A 21,222-nucleotide genomic window follows, 5' to 3' on the forward strand; every position below is an offset into this window, starting at 1 on the left:
AAAGACATCTAAATTACTATCTTAATTTCCCTCTATTGTTGACAACATATTTACCAACTATGAAAAAGAGCCTTACAAGGGTTCTTTTTTGTTATAATCATTCAAATTTCAATTCTATCTTGATACTTAGATTTCCACACAAATTTCCTCTACTTTTTTACTCTCAATTATTAATTTCCATTCCAAATTTGTTTAAATTTATGAATAAAATTCCATCATATAAAAATAATAAATACAACTAATTGTTATATATTAAAGAGGTGTCAATTTTGTCCTTAAATGAAGAGACCTTAGAAACTAAAACAGATAAAAACATTGAAAAGATCCAAACAAGTAACTTAGAAGAGCTTAAAAATACATTAGATAATATCTTTGATATTAGTGCAGATTTAATCGAACATCCTTTGCAATTAAAAACAAACACGAATATTTTACTATATTATTTTGAAGGCCTTACAGATGGTGTCGCTTTAAAAGGCAATGTTGTTACACCATTATTACAAAAAGTAAATGAGGACAGCCAAATATTTAATTCTAATATTATTGCTACTCATACCAAAATAGTTTATACATGGAATGAAATTAAAGAAGGATTACTTGAAGGTCAATGTGTTCTATTTATGGAAGGAGAAAAGCGGTCACTTCTAATAAATACAAAAGGCTGGGCAGAAAGAGCAATTCAAGAACCAATTTCAGAAGTTACTATTAAAGGCTCACATGATGGATTTATTGAGAATGCCACAAAAAATATAGGCTTAATTCGTCGATATCTTCCTTCTACAGAGTTAAAAATCAAAAAGCTGACGATTGGAGAACGAGCAACTTCATTAGTCTTTTTAATTTACTTAGGTGATGTAGCAAACGCAGATGTTGTCCAAGAAATAGAAACTAGAATCTGTAAAATTAAAACGGATGCGGTATTAAGCATTGGAGAACTATCTAATTATACAAAAGATCAAAATTGGACTCCTTTTCCACAGGCTTATTTAAGCGAACGCCCAGATGCCATTTCAAATCATTTACTTGATGGGAAAGTAGCAGTGTTAATGGATAGATCCCCTGGTGCAATGATTGTTCCAATGAATTTAATTGGATTTTTTCAAACTCCAGATGATTATAATATTCATTGGCTCATTGCATCTTTTTTTCGCCTATTACGATTTGCAGGATTTATTATAGCTATTTTTTTACCGGCATTTTATATTGCTATAGTCTCTTTTCACTTTGAAATCATTCCTATAGATTTATACACTTCTATTGCAACGTCAAGAGTCAAAGTCCCTTTCTCTCCCTTATTGGAAGCTTTTATAATGGAAATCACACTAGAAATGCTACGTGAAGCTGGTATTCGCTTACCACAACCCATTGGACAAACTATAGGAATTGTTGGAGGGATTGTAATTGGACAGGCTGCTGTTCAAGCTGGTCTTGTGAGTAACGTTATGGTTATTATCGTATCTATTACAGCCATTGCATCATTTATTGTTTCTAATTATGATTTATCAAGTTCTATACGCCTTATTCGTTTTCCAATGATGTTATTGGCATACTTTTATGGGATTGTAGGTATTGTTAGTGGATTAATGCTCTTATTCGCTCATTTTGTTTCACTAACTTCCTATGGTTCACCATACGGATTGCCAATCGCGCCATTTCGGCTCAAAGAATTAAAAGATTCTTTTGTAAGATTTCCTATTTCTATGATTACCACCCGCTCGAGTACAGGACAGCCGAAACAAAAAAAGAAAAAAGAAGGTGGTTCGCATGGGGAATCTTAAATTTCAAAACCTAACTTTATTCGAATTTATTATTTTCATTCATTCACTGCAACTAGCATCAGGTATGTTAATTATGCCAAGTCCACTTGCTACTACAGCTGGCACAGATGGCTGGATTTCCATCATTCTTGGATGGATAGTTACTTCTATAATCGGCGTATTTATTATATTAATGTTACAAAAAAATCCTAACAAAAATTTCTCACAAATCTTAAAAAGATATTTTGGTAAATGGATAGGGACAATTCTTTTTCTTTTATATGCCTTTTATCTATTTTTTGCTGGCTTTAATACTTTATTAAAGGCAACTGATATTGTAAAAGTGTGGATATTCCCTTCCACTCCTGCTTATCAAATCACCATATTATTACTATTACCTTTTATTATTTTAGCCCTGAGTGGGTTAAGGGCTCTTACTAGTTATTCTATGCTTGTTTTCTTCTTCACTACTTGGATGCCACTATTTCTTCTTTTTTCACTAAAGACTAACTACAACCCTTTACACCTACTACCTATTTTTAAAGATGGATTATACCCTATTGTAAAGGCAACAAAAGAAACCATTACTCCTTATGCTGGCTTAGAAATTGCATATTATATATACCCGTTCTTACAAAGAAAACAAAAAGCCATAAAAGGACTACTAATTGCGAATACTGGAACTATGTTTTTCTATCTATATGTGACTATTCTTTCTTATATATACTTTAGTCCGGAGGGGATAAAAGACGTAATCTGGCCAGTATTTCATCTGTTAAAAGGGGTTCGTTTTTCATTCATGGAACGATTAGAAATTATATATATCGCTTACTATTTAATTGTATTTTCCACTACGATATATCCGTATTTATTTTTCAGTTTTGAATCTGTGACCATTTCACTTCAAAAAAACACCCGCAATTGGGCGCTGCTTGCTTTTATGTTATTTATAGTTGGCATATTTATTTTCCTAAATCCCGATGTGGATCAATATTTGTTTATATATTCTCTTATGGATATCTTAAATGTCGTTTTCTTTATTCTATTACCAATCTTATTTTTCTCTTACAGTATTCTTTTTACTTGGATTATTAGGAGGAAGCAACTTTGATTCGAAAATGTATATGGATTGTAACTTGTTGTGTATATATAATTGGTTGTAGTCAGAGAATTCCTCTTGAGAAGGTTTCATTAATCCTGTTAATTGGCTTGGATAAAACCCCTAATGGAGACATAAAAGTTGGAACAAGCATACCACTCTTTCATCATAAACAGCAAAAAAGTACTATAGAACATTGGACACATGCATCAACTGTATATACTGGATTCAGTAAGATAGATACGAAATTAACGGGCTATATGACAGCTTCCAAAGCTGAAATCATTTTAATTGGGAAAAAATTAGCGCAAGAAGCAAATTGGTTGCAGGAGCTTGATTCGTCATACCGTGATCCTTACGCTACCATTAATACTAAAGTAGTACTTGTAGATGGACCTACAGAAGAAATTTTTAAAATTCATAAGCCTAGTAAACCATCACTTTCATCTTATATAAATGGTGTAATCGAATCCTCAATTCAAAATAACCAATCCGTCTCTTCTACAATTCAACAATTAATGAGAGAACAAAATGAAGAAGGAATGACGCAAGCTGTTCCAATTATCAAAAAAACAAAGAATGAAATCGACACAGTAGGAATTGCATTTTTAAATCGAAAAGGGAAATATTTAACTCATATCCCTAAAAAAGATGTTAAATTTTTCAATCTTATTAATAAGCCAAAAAGTAACGGCCGAATGATACTACACCTTGCGCTTCCTCCTAAAAAGTCCAACAAAAAAACAAACACCTCTATCTTCGTACAGAACGCGACAAGGAAAGTAGATGTTGATTTTCAAAACGGAAAGTTTATATTTAATTTCAATATATATGCTAATGTAGCTTTAATAGAAAAAACCAATGCGAATTTAATTAAGGGGCACTATGATAATAAAACAAATATAAATAATTTAAAAAGTGCTATTCAAAAAGAAATTAATAATAATTTACAAAATATGTTGAATGAAATACAGCAGAATAAAATTGATCCAATTGGATTATCCCTATATGCTAGAGCTTTTCAATATAAAGAATGGAAAAAAGTAAAAGGAGATTGGTTGCAAGCGTTAGCAGAGGCTAAAATAAATGTAAAGACACACGTCAAAATAAAAGATACTGGGACCATTAGAAATTAGTCTTAGATTTAATAGCATTTCTCAAAGGAATCACATATTGTTCTAGTGATTCCTTTTTATGAGAGAATAATGCCTTGCTTTAACGAAAATACAATATATGCAATAGACAATGATAGCTAAACTCCAACTGACACCATAGTAATCCTGTGTGTAGAAGTCATAACCTGCCTTAATACCTGTTTCCATTACAACTAACGTAAATCCTAACGCCACCCACTTGTTAATTTTCATCTTAATATACGTTATCGCTATAATTATTAAAAATAAAATATTTGTAAGGTAGTTTATCTTTAGCTCATATTTTTGAATGTATACTGCCATTATACAAGCAACGATATTAGTCGCAATGCCCAAGGCAACCACGGCTCTCCAAATCCTGTCCGAAATTCCCACTTCTAATTCAGTCCCTTCCTTAATCACATTCGTTCCTACACCCTATTCAAGGTATGCTGTATTATCCTTGTCTGATGAATATCTATTTATCTTTTCATATAGAGCAAACAAAATTTTTACTCATAATTTTTTCTTTATCAGGCAAACTAGATTTAAGCCGTTTGAACTAGCGGCTTCACTCTTCTGGTAATGAGATAGTAATTTATAGTAATTGACTAACTCATTCAATCCATTGGCACTGGCAGGCGACAAAATTGTTGTCTGCCAGTTTCATGTATACTTTTTCTAATTTCATTCCAAACCATACGTTCGCTTTACTGATTTTGAAAAGGACGGAATTAGATTTTGAATTAGTAAAAAAGATAAAGCTCAGTCCACTTTTGGTATAGGACATTTTCTTTTTACATATACTATTTTTGAGCCTTTTTACCAATACGTGTCCTATTGGTGTCTTAAATTCCTCCTAAAAAAGGGCGGCAGATACGACTGCATGCCCTTTTTTATTTATATTGCTGTTCTCTATCCAATAAACCAAATGAAAACTAAAAATGCACTATTACATATTCTGTTCAGTCCAGATTATGTTAAAATTTCTTATGTTGTTTATTTCATAGTCGAATTATGGTTTCATATCTAATTCAACAATATGTGAGCTGTATACCAAAAGAAAAGACACCCGAATGGTGTCTTTTCTTCTTTTAATCTAAAAAAACATTTTTCTTTTTCAGGAAGATTTAATTATCTCACTAACCCAAACCTCTAATTAAAAGACATTTTGATCACGGTGCTCAAGAGGGCTCATCTATATCAACATGTTAATATTTTAATTCCAAATCAATTTTCCAGCACTAAATTTGCTTTCTTAAAGATTTTCTGTCTTGTTCTTAATTTGGTCAAAATCCTCATATAGCTATACAAAAAATATATGCTATTATGATTTTAAGAAACTATGCGTTCCCTTAACCCTGTGACCCTGTATTTTTTACAGGGTCCTTTTTTATTTTATTTACTTTTATTTAGCTTACACGAGTTAATACACATGCCCATCAAGCTAAGATTATATAGGTTTAATTTCATATGAGATTTTCTCTTTTTTCTAAAGGTCCAGTGTAAATTCTTTAAAAATCTACGTATTCTATATACGTCTTAAGAGAAGATAAAAAAATATATTTTTTTATCAAAATTGGAACTTTATCTTGATTACTGTCCAATATATAGTGAAATCAATTTTAAGGAGGGTGCCTGTTTGGCTAGTAATGACAACATAAGCACATGGATAGACCGTCTGTTATCCGGTGACGAAGAAGCTTTTGAATATATATTTGATTTAACAAATCAGAGGATATATGACACCGTATTTGCCATAGTTAAAAATAGTCATGATACAAATGAAATTGTAAATGAGGTTTACTTTCAACTATGGAAATCCATCTCAAAATATGATCAATCTAGACCTTTTTTATTTTGGGTGAATGGCATTGTCTATAAACAAATTAGTCAATGGCGAAAACAAGTTTGGAAAAGGATGCGTTTATTTGAAAAACAGCATTCAATGCAGGAGTCAGTTGTAGAAATCCCAGAAAAACTATTACTTGAAAAGGAAACACAAAAGGAATTGCTAACATTGATTCAAGAATTGCCGTTCAAATTTAGAGTTGTGATAGTGTATCGTTTTTATCACGATTATACATATGAAGAAATTGCGGAATTATTACAAATCCCTATAGGTACGATAAGGTCTAGAATTCATAGAGCGTTAGAAAAAATTCGGAATCAATCTAATATTGAAATTGATGAGGAGGAATATAAATCAAATGTCATTTTCAAATGAATTAAAAAAAGAAATGAAACAAGAAGTTCCTAAAGAAGTTAAAGAGCGTGCATATCACTCATTTACGCAAATTCACAAGAGGGAGAATAAAAAGAAATTGAAAAAGAAATTATTAATAACAGGTTTAGCGGCAGCTATCATTATACCAACTAGTACAATGGCACTAAATAACTCTTATTTTACGCAACCTCAATTAAAATTGAATGACATGATTACTGATCAAGTTAGAAAGTATGCAGCAGCGGGAAAATCTATACCTTTGGATCAAAAAATAACAGATCAAGGAATTACGCTTCATTTAAAAGAAATGTTAATCCAAGAGGATAAAATACTTGTTTACTACCGATTTGAACAACAAGATGGATTAATAATTCCGTATGAATTTAATACAAATGGATTGCATATCATATCCAGTGGTAAAGAAAAGGGTAAGCAAGTGGCAAGTCCAACGTATAAGAATGAAAAATTTAATACTGTAAGTGAATTGCGTTTTCTTAGTAACAATAATCTAGACAGCTATCAAAAGGATCGTATTGGTAATCCAAATGCACCGGATATTGGTATGTTTTACTTAACTGATGCAACAGGAAAGGCTTATGAAACTGCGCTGGCTTTTCATGATAAACCAGAAGGAGCAGTAGTTTTTGAAGAACTTCAAGGAGAAAAATTCCCTAATTCTTTAACTATAAACATCAATATTGATAGAGTTGGAAAAACAGAAGGAAATTGGAAAAACAAAATTTTAGTTGATGTAGAGCATAGATCCGTACAAAAGATTGATACGGATAAAAATCAGTAGAAATCATAGGAAAATTTCCGTACCTTATACTTTTCAAAAAGTATAAGATACGGAATTTTCGAAATCAATCGGTTTAGTATCCTACTATCAATATCTAAATATTTGTGAAGAATACCAGCATGATGACTGTATTTAAGAATTAGTCCCCAAACAAAAAATAAGCTAAATTTACATAAATAACTGTAGAAAGAAAAATTTTGTTATGAGGGCATTTAAAATATTAAGTTGATAGGCATGGAGTTAATACACACCCAATTTCAATTAAAATCGTTTAAATCTTAGTTAAAATTTGAAATGATAAATCTATTAGCTTTTTTGAAAATTGTAATCTAATACTAGATATCTCAATGTATACTTCACTAAACACCAGTTAACACTATAAGCATAGTGTTAACTATCTTAATTGAATATTAATAATAGTAAGTATAAACATTATCAATTTACTATATCTTACATTTATGTAAAAATAGATGTATGTTAAGCTTTTTCAAAATCTTTCCCCTAATAAAGATTTGAAGTAGCATTTCATGATTCTCCTTACAGTTAATATGCCTTGAAAAAGAACCCTATAGGGTTCTTTTTCTTCTTATTACATCTACAGCAGTTACTTATTTAACATACAAAAAGGGCTGACAATTACTTGTAGTCCTTTTTGTACCTAAATATACACTTGTCTTAAGTACTTAATCCTTTATTTTATTATGCATTATTATTAACTAAACATGTCATTATCATTTAGAAATATTACACTTCCAAATTTAGAAGTACACAATAACAAATCTTTCCCAGCTTCCAGCTACATAACTATTAGCTGTTAATTCTCTACCACCATTTGCTGATATAAATCTACCATTACTTAACGCTTGTAATACATATATCCTATTGTCTCCACCATTATATAAAATAAATTTTTCCCACGCCCCAATTAATGTACGATCTGCTACTACTCTACCATTTGGCTCAAACGAAACGTACTTTCCATTACTTTTCGCTTTTAAAGCAAATGTATATAATTCCCCAGTCGGAATTAATTCAAATTTCTCCCATTCATTAACTACACTACGATTTGCTACTACATTTCCCGATGGCTCAGCAGACACATATTGTAAATTTGCAGCTTGTATAGCAACAGTCCAGCTTCCATTAAATAGATTCACACCTTTTAGTGAACACGCATTTAATTGGCTGGCTGCCAATGCATCATTCGATGGGGTTATCATCATTATCATTAGAACCATTGGTAACACCATTAAAACTAACTTTTTAAAGATCTTATTACCATTTGCATGAGCTATGAACCTCTTCATTCCCATTCCTCCCTTAATATATAGCACTCATATACATCATACTAAATATGTAAAATTTTGTAATAAAAGAGAGTCTTTATCAACAAATACCTTATTATTCTGTTTCTTTTTTCTCAAATCTATAGCACCTAAACATTGCTCTATTCTCAAACATATTTTTAAAATTAATTTAACTTTATTTTAAATAAAAGCTAAATAGCCGTTCATAATGAACGACTATCAAGCATCTAACTAATAATTTGAATGTTTTTCATGTTAATCTATTTTGTTTAATCCCGTTGAAGTAACTTGATAGATTCTTTTTTTGCCTATATATTCTTGTTTATTATTCTCAAGGTTAGTAAGTGTAGCCCGTGTCTTTTCATTTACTGCCTCCCCTTCTATATGGGTAAACTCGATATAATCTCCCACTTTGACTGGCACAGTTTGGCTTTCAGCAGTTTGCTGTCTATTTCCCACTATTTCCTTATTGTACATAACACTACCGGATGAATTCTGTACTTTGATACTTGTATACGTATTATTAAAATAAGAATGTGGTACGCCTGCCTCTAAATTCACCTGCATTTTCTCTGTTACCCCATTATAATTTATTTTTGCAATCTCTCTATCACTATATCCTTTTAAAGACCAGCCAAATTGATTCCCGTCTAAAACCGTTGTTTCTGGCATTTTTTCTACTTTTTTCAGACCTTCTTTTGTAACTTCGTACATTGCTTTTTTTCCAAAGCTTTCTTGTTTACTATTATCTATATTTGTTAAAGTAGCTCTATGCACACCTTCTAGATGTGTTAACTCAATATAATCCCCTACTTTAACTGGAACTTTTTGCGATTCAGCATTTTGTTGTTTGTTTCCATAAATGTCTTTCTTGTATACTACTTTGCCTGATGCATTTTGTACTTTAATACTCGCATATGTTTCATTAAAATAGTGATGCGGTACGCCTGCTTTTAAGTCCACTTGCATTTCTTCTGCCGACTTATTGAAATTGATTTTAGCAAACTCGAAATCACTAATTCCTTTCATTGACCACGCAAACTGTCTTCCTTCTAAAATATTATTTGCATTAGGCACATTTGGTTTAATCGGATTAGAATCAGTACCCTTCCAAATCTCTGCTGTTAAAATTGGATATCCTAATGCAGCCACTTTTTGAATGGTATCATTATTTGGACGTAATCCCCACTTCTCAAAGAAAGGCATCAAATTTTGTTTGGCTACTTTTGATGCTGAGATCATAAATAATTGTTTTTTATTTTCATCTGTTTGTGGAAGTTCATCAGAAGGCATATCTCTATACAATTGATGCAGTTTAGGATAGAAGTCTTCTCCATATGCTAATTGTAGTTGCCAAAGCATAACAAGCTTAACAAAAGCATCACTAATTTCATCATAATTTTTATTAGATTGTTCTAAGTATTGAAATGCCTTAGTATAAGCACCCTCTTGTTGCAATCTAAAAGGTTGATTAGATGTAAATGCTTTTTCTACAGAAAGGCTGTAAATATTATTTTGTACTTCTGTCATATTATAAAACTTCCAAGGTGATTGCTGTCTCAAATGCCCTGCCTCATGCCATGGACCCCAACCATCTTTTATAAATTTATTAATATCTAACACGTATTGGATTGCGTCTCCCACATATGCGGTTCGATAAGAAGTTGCATACATATAATAATCAGGAGAATGATTTTCTTCTACGTAATGAATATAATGTTTATCTGCTTGTTCTTCAGATAGTCCAGCTACTCTGTCTTGAATTCGAGTAGCTTCATCCATCTTTTTTAAGAGTTGTACAGGATCTGTATTAGAACCTAACAAATATTTCTTAACACGTGCCGGGCTGGCCGTAATTAATACACGTTCTCCTTTTAACTCCACTGCATGTGCATTTGGATATTGGTCCAGCATGTTTATTAAATCTTGTTTCGTATGTTTGCCTAGTTCAAAGAAAGGAGTAGTCGCTCCACCCGTTGTGACTGTTGTTCGAATAGTGCCACCTTGTTGTTTATTATAAAAATAAATCATCCCCCCATTTGGAGATTGGATTGTGTTTATACCAGGTTTTAATGTAAATAATTTTATTTTAGAATCTTCTCTCCAAGAAGCATCATACGAATACGTTCCAATGTATGCTTGAATATTTTGATTTCCTTCTACATTAATCGTTATTTGTTCATTTGGCTTTGCATATAAACCAGTGGGTTCATATGGACTAAATGCCATACTTTTTCTTTCCTGTTGTTTCAGTATCTCAACATCCCCTTTTCCTGGGACTGTATATATTCTGCTTTCTGATTTAACTGACTTTTCCTCTTGCAATGATGTCGATATTTTTTTTTGCTGCTTTGTTTCCTCTGCAAAGACATCTGATGAAGAAACCATTCCAGTCGTAAGCATAGTTACTGTAGCAGTAGCTGCAAGTATTTTTCTAGTTTTATATTTTGAGTTATTCCCCATATTATCTCCCTCATTTTCCCTTAGTACATGTAAGGACTATTATTTTATTTATCATGTTTTTACATCAAAAACTATTTACGCTATTTATGTTGTATCTAATACTCTATTTTTTCTCATAATAGTCTCCTTTTCTTTATTTCTAATTGTTTATAAATGTTATTTGATGACACATAAAATAACAACTTTACGATAAACTCATCAATAACAACCTATTATGTTTTGATTTAGTATTCTTAACTTCCATCTAATTGTATAAAAGTATTCAATTAGGAAAATAAGAATATAAAGCTCACTAATCATAGATTAGGTTTTACGGAAAAATTCATAAAAATCATTCACCTTAAAAATTCAAACTTGTATAACTACTTTCTACATATAGGATGGAATTATAAAAATATTTCAATAAAACAAAAGACAGAGGCCTGATTATACCTCCGTCTTTTCAATTTATAAAGAACAAAAAATCATTTTATAACTGTATAAATGCCCTTGCAACAAATACCGTATTCCGCTATTTTTTTGAAGAAACAGGATCCATTTTTAATGTTTTTATCCCTTCTTTTAATGTAAACGCATCCGCTCTCAATGTTTTCCAACTATCTTTCGCTGCATTCAAATTAGGTTTTAGGAATTTGAATTTATTTTGATCCGCTTTTTGGGATGCTTTATCAATATGACTAAGCACTCCCGAATATTGAGAATCTAAATCATGCCATTGTGCAGACATATAGGTAAGTGCATTAATAGCCGATCCAATCGCATTGTGCATTTCATTAATATTATTATACGCAACACCAACTACACGATTTAATGTTACTTTATAATCTATAGTCTGACGTAATTGTGCTAACAACGGCTCTAATGTACCTAAATTATTTCTTGCTACCCCTATCATTACACCACCAGCAATCCACGTAGGAATTGAGGGAATTGATACAGTTATTATTCCATCTGATTCTACTTGTTTAAAATGTCTAACTTGCTCTAAAACTTCATTTAGGCGCTTTTCATCTTCATCAATTCCAGATGCTTGGTTTTTCAGAATCGAATGCAAAATATCTTTATGACCTCCAAATGCCCGGACATCTTCTCCAATACTATCTCTTAACTTAGCTAGTTCTTGTATTAAATTCTGTGTATATGCTTGATTTTGTTTAATCTCACCTTGTAAATCTGTAATGCCTTCTTTTAATGTGTCTGCATCCCCTTCATTAATCGCTTCTACTAATGTGTCATAATAATTGTCGAATTTAGTATCATACTCTACAATCCCCGTCAGTGTATCTAAAAGTTGTTTTTTTATGTGTGAATCCCATTTCGTAGCATGCTCTCTTGCATTCTTTTGATCTTGTAGAATTTGACTAGGTAGATTTGTATATCCTTTAATGTCAATTCCTTCAAAGTTAACATCTGGGTTTTTAATTAACAAATAAGAGTAATCATTCATAGATTTTGCAAATACCCCAGCATCTTGCAAAGCTTTTTTCATCTTTTCGCTGTTTACAGAAAGAGATATATCTTCGGTACTAGTTTGTTCCATTTTACTTTCACTTGCGAAGGCTGCCACTGGAGAAACTACAGTAGTTGTTGTCACAGTTAAAAACGTCGATAAAGCAAGTAGTTTATAAGGAAAGTTTTTATTCATTTTAATTCCTCCTATACATATATATTGATTTTTAATTTGTTTTTTCTTGTTTAAAAGCAATGTCTTTTGAAATGAATTCTGCATCCTTATGAATATCATTCCAACTTTGTTTTGCAGCCTTTAAATCATCAGGTATTAAAGACAGTTTATGTTCTTGCATTTGGTCGATATTATCATATAGATCTTTATAATTCGCTCCCATCGTATTCCATTGTTGCTGAACATTCGTTAGAGACATGATTGCTTGATCCACTGTTTGATACAAATATGTCAACGTGTCTTTTGTATTAGTAAGTGAAATAACTGCTTGGTTAGCAAGATCGGCTTTCATACTTAATTCTCCGATTTTATTAGAAATTTCATTATAAGAGTTCATATGATTAGATGCCGCAACACCAGCTGCTGTTCCTAAACCGATACCAGCTGCCCCTAGAGCTGTTAGACCACCAACAACAGCTGGTGTCGCTGTGCCACCGGTCACAACAATTACTACCGCTCCTGCAATCGTTCCAATAACTAAAATAGCTGCTCCTAATCCACCACCAATTGACCAGGCTAATACATTATCAAAATGTGCTTTCTGCGTAGAACGTAAATTCTCAATTTCGGCCTGAAGTTGTGGGACTAGTGCTTGTTTTCCCGCTAATATAGCCGTTAATCCCCCTTGTCCATCTGGACCTCCAACATTATTTTTAAAATCTACAGTATTTGTATACAACTTTGTTTTGAAAGCTTCTAACATCTTAATAACTTCCGTAACTTCATTTGAATTTGTATGAATTGTACCGATTAAATCCCCTATTCCTTCTTTGAGGCCCGCCTTATCTTTCTTTTTTACAGTATCTACTAGTGTGTCGTAATAATTTTGAAATTGTTCATCATAATTTACAATATTACGTGCTGTCTTTTGAATGTTTGGCTTCGCTGTATCTAGCCAGTAATTTGCATTGATTCGTGACAGTTCCTGATTCAGGTGAATGTTTTTAATTAATTCTCCCCCTCCTGAACCTAATTCAATGTTGGATAAATTTACATTCGGTTGCTTAATCATTGTTTTTGCGTACAAATCCATTACAAGAATATGAGAGCCTGTTTCAGCCAATACTTTCTTTAACCCTTCAGGTCCTAACGCATAATTTTCTATTTGCTGTTCTTGTGCTGTCTGTTCTTGTGCAAGTGCATGAATAGTACTACCATTCGTAGCAGTTATAACCGTTGCTAAAGTGGCCAAAGTTATGACCTTAAATGGAAATTTCATTATTTGATTCTCCTCCTTATTTTCAGTTGCATTATAATTTTTTGTTAAACCTAATTTCTTAATATTAAAATTTATTAACTTGTTCTTCGAGTTGATTTATTACATTCTTTAGTCGTCTTAATGTATCTTTTTGAGACTGAGTGTTATTCGTATCAACTTCATTCGATAATTTTGTAATACTATTATTTATTAGATTCAAATCCTCTTTATAACGTTTCATTAGCTCAATCTCTCCATCTACTTGATTAGCAAATGTATGCAAATCATTTTGCATGAAAAGAATCATTGATTTTTGTAAATCTGCTACTGTTAATTTAGTTGTTAAGTCATATAATTTTTGATTTTGTTTCTCTAAATCATTTAAATATGCTCTTTGCTCTGCTGTTAGTTTATTAATTTCGGCAAAGGTACTATATGTTTTTTTAATTTTTTCAGAATCAATCACTTTCATAAGATCATACTCTTTCGTTTTTGTAACTGCAGCTGCAGCAATTTCACCTTTTTTACTTTTCTCTATCGCTTCACGTGCTTCTTTTTTGGCAGCTTCAATTTCTATAACTGATTTTCCCTTTTCTGTTGCTTCTTGCTCTGCTTTCTTCTCTGCTTCTACAATAGCATTGTTTATTTCTTTTCCTTTGTTATACGCCACTACTGCGGTTTGAGCAGCCGGTTCAATGATATCTTTTGATAGACTATAAATTTCTTGGAATACCTTTAGCCCTTGTTCATTTAAAGCTCCTGGTAATAATGCTATTTGCTGTAAATCATTTTGAATTGATTTTTTTGTATTTAGCATTTCATTTTTTAACTTGTCTATTTTTCCTGTTCCCTCTGAACTAAGTACACTCTGTGCTTTTACCACATCTTTATCAAGATTTTTCAGTTTCTTATCTACCTGTAGTTTAAGATCTGTTAACTCATTAATCTGACGTTGCACGTTTTCTTGGTTTGTTATAGTCATATGTTGAAGAACTTCCAGTCTATCTAAAAACCCTTCTTTATCTTCCTTATTATCTACAAATCCTTTTAATGTTGGATAATAGCTATTAAATTTGGTTGCAAATCCTTTACTTTTTGAATTTAGTAGAATTAATTTTGGATATAGTTCTGAGGACCACTCTTTCATATCTTGTTTAATTAGAAATTGAGTTGTATTTAAAGATGGAACTTCTTCAAGTTGCACATTCGGACTTGCTAAGGCTCCATCTATAAAGGTTTGTGTTAATTTGGAGTGTGCACCTATTTTTCGTAATGCTGAGGAAATATCTATATTTTCTTGTTTCGTTTCTGCCTGAACGGTTGGCGTTGCGAGAGTATTGATAGGAATAGTCGCTCCAGTAACGATTGATGTTATTAAAAATCCTGTCATAATTTTATTCTTCATTCCGTACACCTCTTCACTATTGTTTTTTACAGTTTTAATCGTAAATGTTGTACAACCTAACGTTAGGATTTCTTCACACATACTTGAGGATAGAGATTTTTTCAAAAAAGTAATTCCATCTCGTTTTTTATTTATTTTTGAAAGAATATAAGGACCTTACTTCCCCCTCATTTTAAACACTATGTTTTTCATAAGTAAACCAGAAAATCGCTTTTATTAAATTTGATTTTTCAGATATTTATTATTCAAATTATAAAATATTATATTTAAAAAAGTTAAATCCAAATTTCATTTCATAAAGTGAAATAATTATACTATGATAATTAAACATAAAAATCCTTTTATTCACCAAAACCTATATCAATCCCTCATTCAAAAATGATTTTAATATAATTTAATAGTAATTGACGCATATGTGTCTTTTAGATGGATATGTAAAATTACATATCCATCTAGGAGTAACTAGCATACATACGCCAACAATATTATTATCGTATAAATAATAATATTGTTACTACGAACACCACAGGAGAAAACTCCCCTCATGCACTCTAGGGGATAGAATGTCTATGTAATAAAATTTTTTACTTATATACTTACTATTCATTATAGAAATACAAAAAAAGCGATTCTTTTCACATGAAAAGAATCGCTTTCTAGGTTCATATTTTCAATTACGTTACATAAAGAATTGAGAAATTATCATTTAAGAGCCTTAACTATCATTTCAGTTGCCTCTGCAATTAGTTGATTATCATAGGTAGCCTCTTTCTCATCTTTACTAGATAAAATTGCGATGATAATGGGTGCTCTATTTGGCGGCCAAACGATAGCAATATCATTTCGTGTCCCATAACTTCCAGCTCCTGATTTATCTCCAACTATCCAGTCAGTTGGTACGCCTGCACGAATAAGTTTGTCTCCTGTAGCATTTCCTTTCATCCACCCTGTAAGAATGTTACGTTTATGAAGCGGAAGCGCATTTCCGACCGTAAAAGCTTTTAGATTCGTAGCAATTGCTTTCGCTGTACTAGTGTCACGAATGTCTCCTGGAATAGCCTCGTTTAATTCTGTTTCAAAGCGATCAGACATAGTAACCCGATCACCCATCTGTCTAAGCGCTTTTTCATATCCTTTTGGTCCGCCTATTTTGTTAAATAAAATGTTCCCTGCAGTATTATCACTGTTACGAACAGCAGCCTCAGCAATTTCTCCTAGTGTCATTCCAGTATCTATATGTTTCTCGGTAACAGGTGAATAATCCACTAAGTCTTCTTTCGTATAAGTAATAACTTCATTTAATTTCTCAGTAGAGTTTTGCTGTAGTAATACCCCTGCCGCTAACGCCTTGTATGTTGATGCAAAGGCAAACCTTTCGTTAGGTCGATAAGAGATTGTTTGATTTGTACCAGTATCAATCGCATATACACCTACTCGTGCATCGAATTTTTTCTCAAGTTGAGAGAACTCTTTATACGTCGCCTGATGTTTATGCTTCACTTGTCCTGTCTTTTCTTTCGCCTCAACTTGCAATGGCCCTCCTTTAAAAGCTTCTAAGCTTGTAAGACTTAAACTTAATATACCAACGCATATACCTATTTTTAGCATCCTCTTATTTTTCAAAATCATCATTCCTTTCAAATTTTCAACATCTGTTTTTATACGTACACATAATAGACCATCTAAGAAACAAGTTTGTTCCATAAATTTAAAACTTTTTAACTAGTAGCCAAGATATTAACAAAATAAAAGATAGCAGCTACGAGCGCCGCTATCTTTTATTTCACATCTCATTTTTTTACTTATAAATACCTTTATATAAACAGGGTCTCTTCCCTGAGAAAAGTACTAAAATCTTACTAATTTTGCTTAGAAATACCTGTACTAGGAGCTCCCCCCTGTATACGTTGCTGTTTCAAATCAAAGTATACATCTAAAACTTCTTTTCCAATTATAGAATTAATTCCACTTTTATCGTTATGAAGCCATGGAACTACTACAGAAAATGCTACTTCTGGATTATCATATGGAGCATATCCAACTAACGTTAAGTTGTAGCATTCCATACGTTCTCCTTTTGCATTTCTACCAATTGGATCATCTCCACCATAAACAGTTTGAGCTGTCCCTGTCTTTCCTGCTGGTTTATATGGCGCGTTTTTGAAATACTTCACGCCAGTTCCATCACCTTCTTGGAATACCCATCTAAACCCTTCTTTTATCCGATCAATATGTTCTGTCTTCATATCAATTCGATTTAATACGACAGGCTCTATAGAGCGTATAACTTTGCCAACCTCTTCTTCTTTTATTGATTGCTCTCGTATTTCTTGTACAATTTGAGGTTGCATTCTATACCCCCCATTAGCAATCGTTGAAATATATTGCGCCAATTGCAACGGTGTATACGTATCATACTGCCCGATAGAAAAATCTAGTAAAAACCCAGGCTGACTATCTACTTTTCTAGTTTGTCCAATTATTTCATTCGGTAAATCAATACCTGTTGGAACTCCTAATCCAAATTGTTTAAAATAATAGCGCATCGTATCAAATGCTCCTTGTTTTATATCCAACGAACCATTTGGTACGTAATTAACTCCCGCAATTTTTAAAGCTGTCTGGAACATGTATACATTCGAAGATACTTGTAGCGCTCGTAAATCATTAATATTACCAAATCCGGATACATTCCACGATTTCTTAGCTTGTGTACCTTTAAATTTCATAGGTGCATCATAAAATTGATCTCCTGGCTGTATTGCCCCTGTCTCATATCCAGTTAATAAAGTTGCACCTTTTACAGCTGACCCTAGCTCATACGAGGTTGTCATGTTACCTAATGCCAAATCTTCAATCTCTATTTTCCCTTCTTTTTCTACAATCTTTTTGCCTGCCATAGATAAAATCTGTCCGTTATTTGGATTCGTCATGACGACAAAAGCTCGGTCCAACAGTGGCTCTGAACTCTTAAACGCTCTCAAATTTTTCTCTATACTTTCTTCCACTTTCTTTTGTAATTCCATATCAATCGTTAATGTTAAACTATTACCACTTTTTCCTTTAGAGATTATTTCTGTGTTTATAATGTTTCCTGATTTATCAGTAATGTTTTTCACTTCTTCTTTTGCACCGTGCAAGACATCTTCATATCGTTGTTCAATATAACTTTTTCCTACACGATCATTTCGGTTATATCCACGTACCAAATAAGAATCTAAGTTTTCTTTCGGTAATCCTTCTTCACTACTCGTAATATTACCTAACACGGAACGAAATAGATTACCATTTACATAATTACGTTCCCAATCAACTGTTGCATCTACTCCTGGAAACTCAGCAAGGTTTTCACTTATTCGCGCATACTCTTGATCTGTTACATCTTTTTTTATAATTTGTGGTGTTAGTTGATAACCTGAACTCATTTTACTTTTAATAGCTAACACCTTTAAATCTTGTGCTGTTAATTCTGCCAATTCTAATTCTGTAACACGACTTCGTCTTAAGTCTTCTATTTTTTTATCTAACTCTTTTCCTTCTATTCCCTTATCTTTTAACTTTTCTATATCTTTTTTAGTAATCATTGTCTCCGCACGTTTCGTATTCAACTGCATCCAAAAATCTTTTTTATCGATATCTGTTAATTTATTTATATCTTGTTCAGACATTTCAAGTACTTTCGCTAAGTCGTTTGCTGTTTTTAAAATATCTTCACTAGTAATTCCCTTTACCCTTGTATACGTAATCGTACGAAGAGATTTATTATTAACGACTGTTTTCCCTTCTCGATCTAGTATTTGTCCACGTGGAACTGGTATACTAGTTGTTTCATTTTGACTGCTCTCCACTTGGTTCTTATAAGCCTCTCCCTCAACGATTTGTACTTTTCCTAGCTGCATAATAATGGCTGAGAATAGTAGAAATATGCAAAGGAACATTATATTTAATCGAATAGATATATATGTCTGCTGCTTTTTTTCTTTTTGTTTTTTCATAAATCCTCCATATAATTCTTCCGGAACTCCTCACTAATACTTAGTAAATAAATACGTTCCCTATATATTAGAAATCACCATTCAGTTATAAATAGTGTCTTATCTTTTTTTCTACATCCTTGTAAGCATCAAGCCTTCTTCGTTTAGCCGCGTAATCGATAAATCCCCTTTCCTGTTTTTCTCTCTATTTTTTTATTGCTTGCATTAGAAATGCTAAACTGTATAATGACTCATATTAAGCTTACACATAGACTTGCTAGTAACTTTTCATACTAATTATTCCTTTCTTCATGCTGTTATACTTAATAGACAACCTAAATAATAAAATTGTTCCACATTTACAAAAAAAATAATTAACTATAAGATGAAATAGGCTACATAAGGGAGGGTTATATGTTTCATATAAAAAGATGGAGATTTTTTGCGGTTCTTTCTATTGTAGGTTTGATTTTACTAATTTTATTAAAAATCAACTTCATCTCAATTACTATCGCAACTTCTTCAGCTGAAAGAGGAAAAATTTCCGATCAAAATGGTGTAATACTAGCTACAAATAAGAAAGTTAAGTCTCTATATTGCACTTCTAATGATGAAAAGGTATCGAATCAAGATACATCAAACACATTAGCTTTTTTTAATCAATTTTCAAACGAGTTTCAACATGACATTTCGGCAGAGGACATAAAATCACAATTACAACAATCTTGTAAAAAGCAGACTATGAATGATATACCGTTATACTCTGACATAAATGAGAGTGAACTTACATTCATAAACAAGAAAAAACCCAATAATGTAATAATTAAAGATGAATGGATTCGATATTATCCTAAACACGAAGTTGGTTCACAGCTAATTGGGTATGTAGAAAATGACCTTAATTCTAAGTATGGATCCGTTGGAAAAAGCGGGATTGAGCTGCAATATGAAAATGATTTAAAAGGAAAACCCGGAAAAACTCTTATTTTTAAAATGAATAATAAAAAGTTCTTATGGAACATTCAAAAAGTACAAAAAGGAAAAGATATCCGGCTAGCTTTAGACTCTAAGTTGCAGCAAAAAACAGAGGAAGCATTAAGATCTCAAATCAAGAAAATAACTGATGTTAATGCTGGTTACGTTGTGGTAACCGATGTGAAAACTGGCGCAATTTTAACTATGGCCAACTCAGCAGTGTTTGATCCAAATACATTATATGAACAAGTATCATCTAAAAAAGAAAACATCAAATCACTTTCGCAAAATAAAGCAATTCAAAAATTAAAGTATGGTGAATCTTATGTAAATATGGCCTCAACTATAAAGCCACTTACTATTTTAATTGGATTAAACGAAAAGCTTTTTCAACCTGAAGATACTTATTTAGATAAAGGTACTTTTCAATATGATAATCAAAATAACATTACGAATGCACCTGGAACGCCAACAGGTGAGATTACACCGAGGCAGGCTATCATTAATTCATCTAACACATTTATGACAGCAAAAGTAGCTCTACCCTTATTCAACCAAAATAATGGGAATATAGAAAAAGTTGCACATATATGGACAGAGTATTTAAAACAATTCGGCCTTCGTTCTAAAACCGGGGTTGATTTACCTTTTGAAGAAGACGGACAATATGAATTTCATCCAACAAATAAGTTTGAAAATGGTATCTCCGCCTTATTAAATGCCTCTTGGGGAGGAAATGAAGTACACACGCCTCTTCAACTTGCTCAATATGCAGCAACTTTAGCAAGTAAAGGTGATAAATATAAACCTCAAATCTTAAGTGCTATTATTGATCAAAATGGTAAGGAAACCAAAAAGTTTAAACCAATTTTAGAAAGTTCAAATCGTTACCCGGTGAAATTTTGGAGTGTCGTGCAAGGTGGGATGAGCCAAAATATAGAGGAAATTAAAAACTTACCCTTTCATGTCGCAGGTAAAACAGGCATAACAGGTGCTCCGAATGAGCAAGAAAGAATGATAAACCATTCTCTTTTCATTGCATATGCTCCTACGGAAGATCCACAAATTGCCGTTTCTGTCGTTATTCCTGGTAGTAATTCAGAAAAAAACATTGCTGCTCTCGTTACATCAGAAATTTTAGAGTACTGGAATACTCTTCAATAAGAGAATAAAAACAAAGAGGAAGGTTCATTAAAGTGAA

General features: G+C 32.2%; 14 protein-coding genes. 6 read left to right on the forward strand and 8 right to left on the reverse strand.

All coding sequences use genetic code 11. The features are described 5' to 3' along the window. Positions 1-269 precede the first annotated feature (269 nt). The 3 genes from MNO09_RS18415 to MNO09_RS18425 are packed head-to-tail and all read left to right on the forward strand — an operon-like array spanning position 270 to position 3,992. The gene (locus tag MNO09_RS18415) at positions 270-1,778 is read left to right on the forward strand and encodes a spore germination protein (protein WP_070168832.1); all 1,509 of its coding nucleotides are present in this window, start codon (positions 270-272) and stop codon (positions 1,776-1,778) included. After that, entirely contained in the window at positions 1,765-2,868 is a 1,104-nt protein-coding gene (locus MNO09_RS18420) for a GerAB/ArcD/ProY family transporter (protein ID WP_000527380.1), read from the forward strand. Before MNO09_RS18415 ends, MNO09_RS18420 begins: the two co-directional genes overlap by 14 nt. Next, entirely contained in the window at positions 2,865-3,992 is a 1,128-nt protein-coding gene (locus MNO09_RS18425; RefSeq protein ID WP_088107173.1) for a Ger(x)C family spore germination protein, read from the forward strand. Before MNO09_RS18420 ends, MNO09_RS18425 begins: the two co-directional genes overlap by 4 nt. Before the next feature lie 42 nt (positions 3,993-4,034). On the opposite strand, the gene MNO09_RS18430 is transcribed toward MNO09_RS18425, so the two are convergent. Next, the gene (locus tag MNO09_RS18430; RefSeq protein WP_033657795.1) at positions 4,035-4,385 is read right to left on the reverse strand and encodes a hypothetical protein; all 351 of its coding nucleotides are present in this window, start codon (positions 4,383-4,385) and stop codon (positions 4,035-4,037) included. 1,246 nt (positions 4,386-5,631) lie between these two features. Here MNO09_RS18430 and MNO09_RS18435 point away from each other — a divergent pair. Next, positions 5,632-6,216, forward strand: coding sequence for a sigma-70 family RNA polymerase sigma factor (locus tag MNO09_RS18435; RefSeq protein ID WP_078183646.1), 585 nt, complete (start codon positions 5,632-5,634; stop codon positions 6,214-6,216). Next, on the forward strand, positions 6,200-7,015 hold the full coding sequence (locus tag MNO09_RS18440) for a DUF4179 domain-containing protein (RefSeq protein ID WP_000010529.1): 816 nt from the start codon (positions 6,200-6,202) through the stop codon (positions 7,013-7,015). Before MNO09_RS18435 ends, MNO09_RS18440 begins: the two co-directional genes overlap by 17 nt. Before the next feature lie 758 nt (positions 7,016-7,773). Here the strand turns inward: MNO09_RS18440 and MNO09_RS18445 are convergent. The 7 genes from MNO09_RS18445 to MNO09_RS18475 form a co-directional block, all read right to left on the reverse strand. Then, entirely contained in the window at positions 7,774-8,322 is a 549-nt protein-coding gene (locus tag MNO09_RS18445) for a fascin domain-containing protein (RefSeq protein WP_078183647.1), read from the reverse strand. A 255-nt stretch (positions 8,323-8,577) separates the two neighbouring features. After that, positions 8,578-10,785 carry a M60 family metallopeptidase gene (locus MNO09_RS18450; protein ID WP_000527924.1) on the reverse strand — a complete coding sequence of 736 codons (2,208 nt, stop codon included), beginning with the start codon at positions 10,783-10,785 and terminating at the stop codon, positions 8,578-8,580. A gap of 511 nt (positions 10,786-11,296) precedes the next feature. Further along, the gene (hblA, locus tag MNO09_RS18455; RefSeq protein WP_001038658.1) at positions 11,297-12,430 is read right to left on the reverse strand and encodes a hemolysin BL binding component B; all 1,134 of its coding nucleotides are present in this window, start codon (positions 12,428-12,430) and stop codon (positions 11,297-11,299) included. Positions 12,431-12,461: 31 nt separating this feature from the next. Next, the gene (hblD, locus tag MNO09_RS18460) at positions 12,462-13,691 is read right to left on the reverse strand and encodes a hemolysin BL lytic component L1 (RefSeq protein ID WP_080014168.1); all 1,230 of its coding nucleotides are present in this window, start codon (positions 13,689-13,691) and stop codon (positions 12,462-12,464) included. Positions 13,692-13,752: 61 nt separating this feature from the next. Then, positions 13,753-15,072, reverse strand: a complete 1,320-nt coding sequence (gene hblC, locus MNO09_RS18465) for a hemolysin BL lytic component L2 (protein ID WP_000791003.1) — start codon at positions 15,070-15,072, stop codon at positions 13,753-13,755. Between the two features lie 702 nt (positions 15,073-15,774). Continuing rightward, complete coding sequence (gene bla / locus MNO09_RS18470) at positions 15,775-16,701, reverse strand: class A beta-lactamase Bla1 (protein ID WP_371400089.1); 927 nt, start codon at positions 16,699-16,701, stop codon at positions 15,775-15,777. Between the two features lie 230 nt (positions 16,702-16,931). After that, on the reverse strand, positions 16,932-19,067 hold the full coding sequence (locus MNO09_RS18475; RefSeq protein ID WP_000744259.1) for a peptidoglycan D,D-transpeptidase FtsI family protein: 2,136 nt from the start codon (positions 19,065-19,067) through the stop codon (positions 16,932-16,934). A 393-nt stretch (positions 19,068-19,460) separates the two neighbouring features. Here MNO09_RS18475 and MNO09_RS18480 point away from each other — a divergent pair, with 393 nt between their 5' ends. Then, on the forward strand, positions 19,461-21,185 hold the full coding sequence (locus tag MNO09_RS18480) for a peptidoglycan D,D-transpeptidase FtsI family protein (protein WP_078183651.1): 1,725 nt from the start codon (positions 19,461-19,463) through the stop codon (positions 21,183-21,185). Positions 21,186-21,222 lie beyond the last annotated feature (37 nt).

Origin of the sequence: Bacillus sp. N5-665, assembly GCF_022637375.2 — a bacterium.
In the GTDB taxonomy this organism is placed as follows: Bacteria; Bacillota; Bacilli; order Bacillales; family Bacillaceae_G; genus Bacillus_A; species Bacillus_A wiedmannii.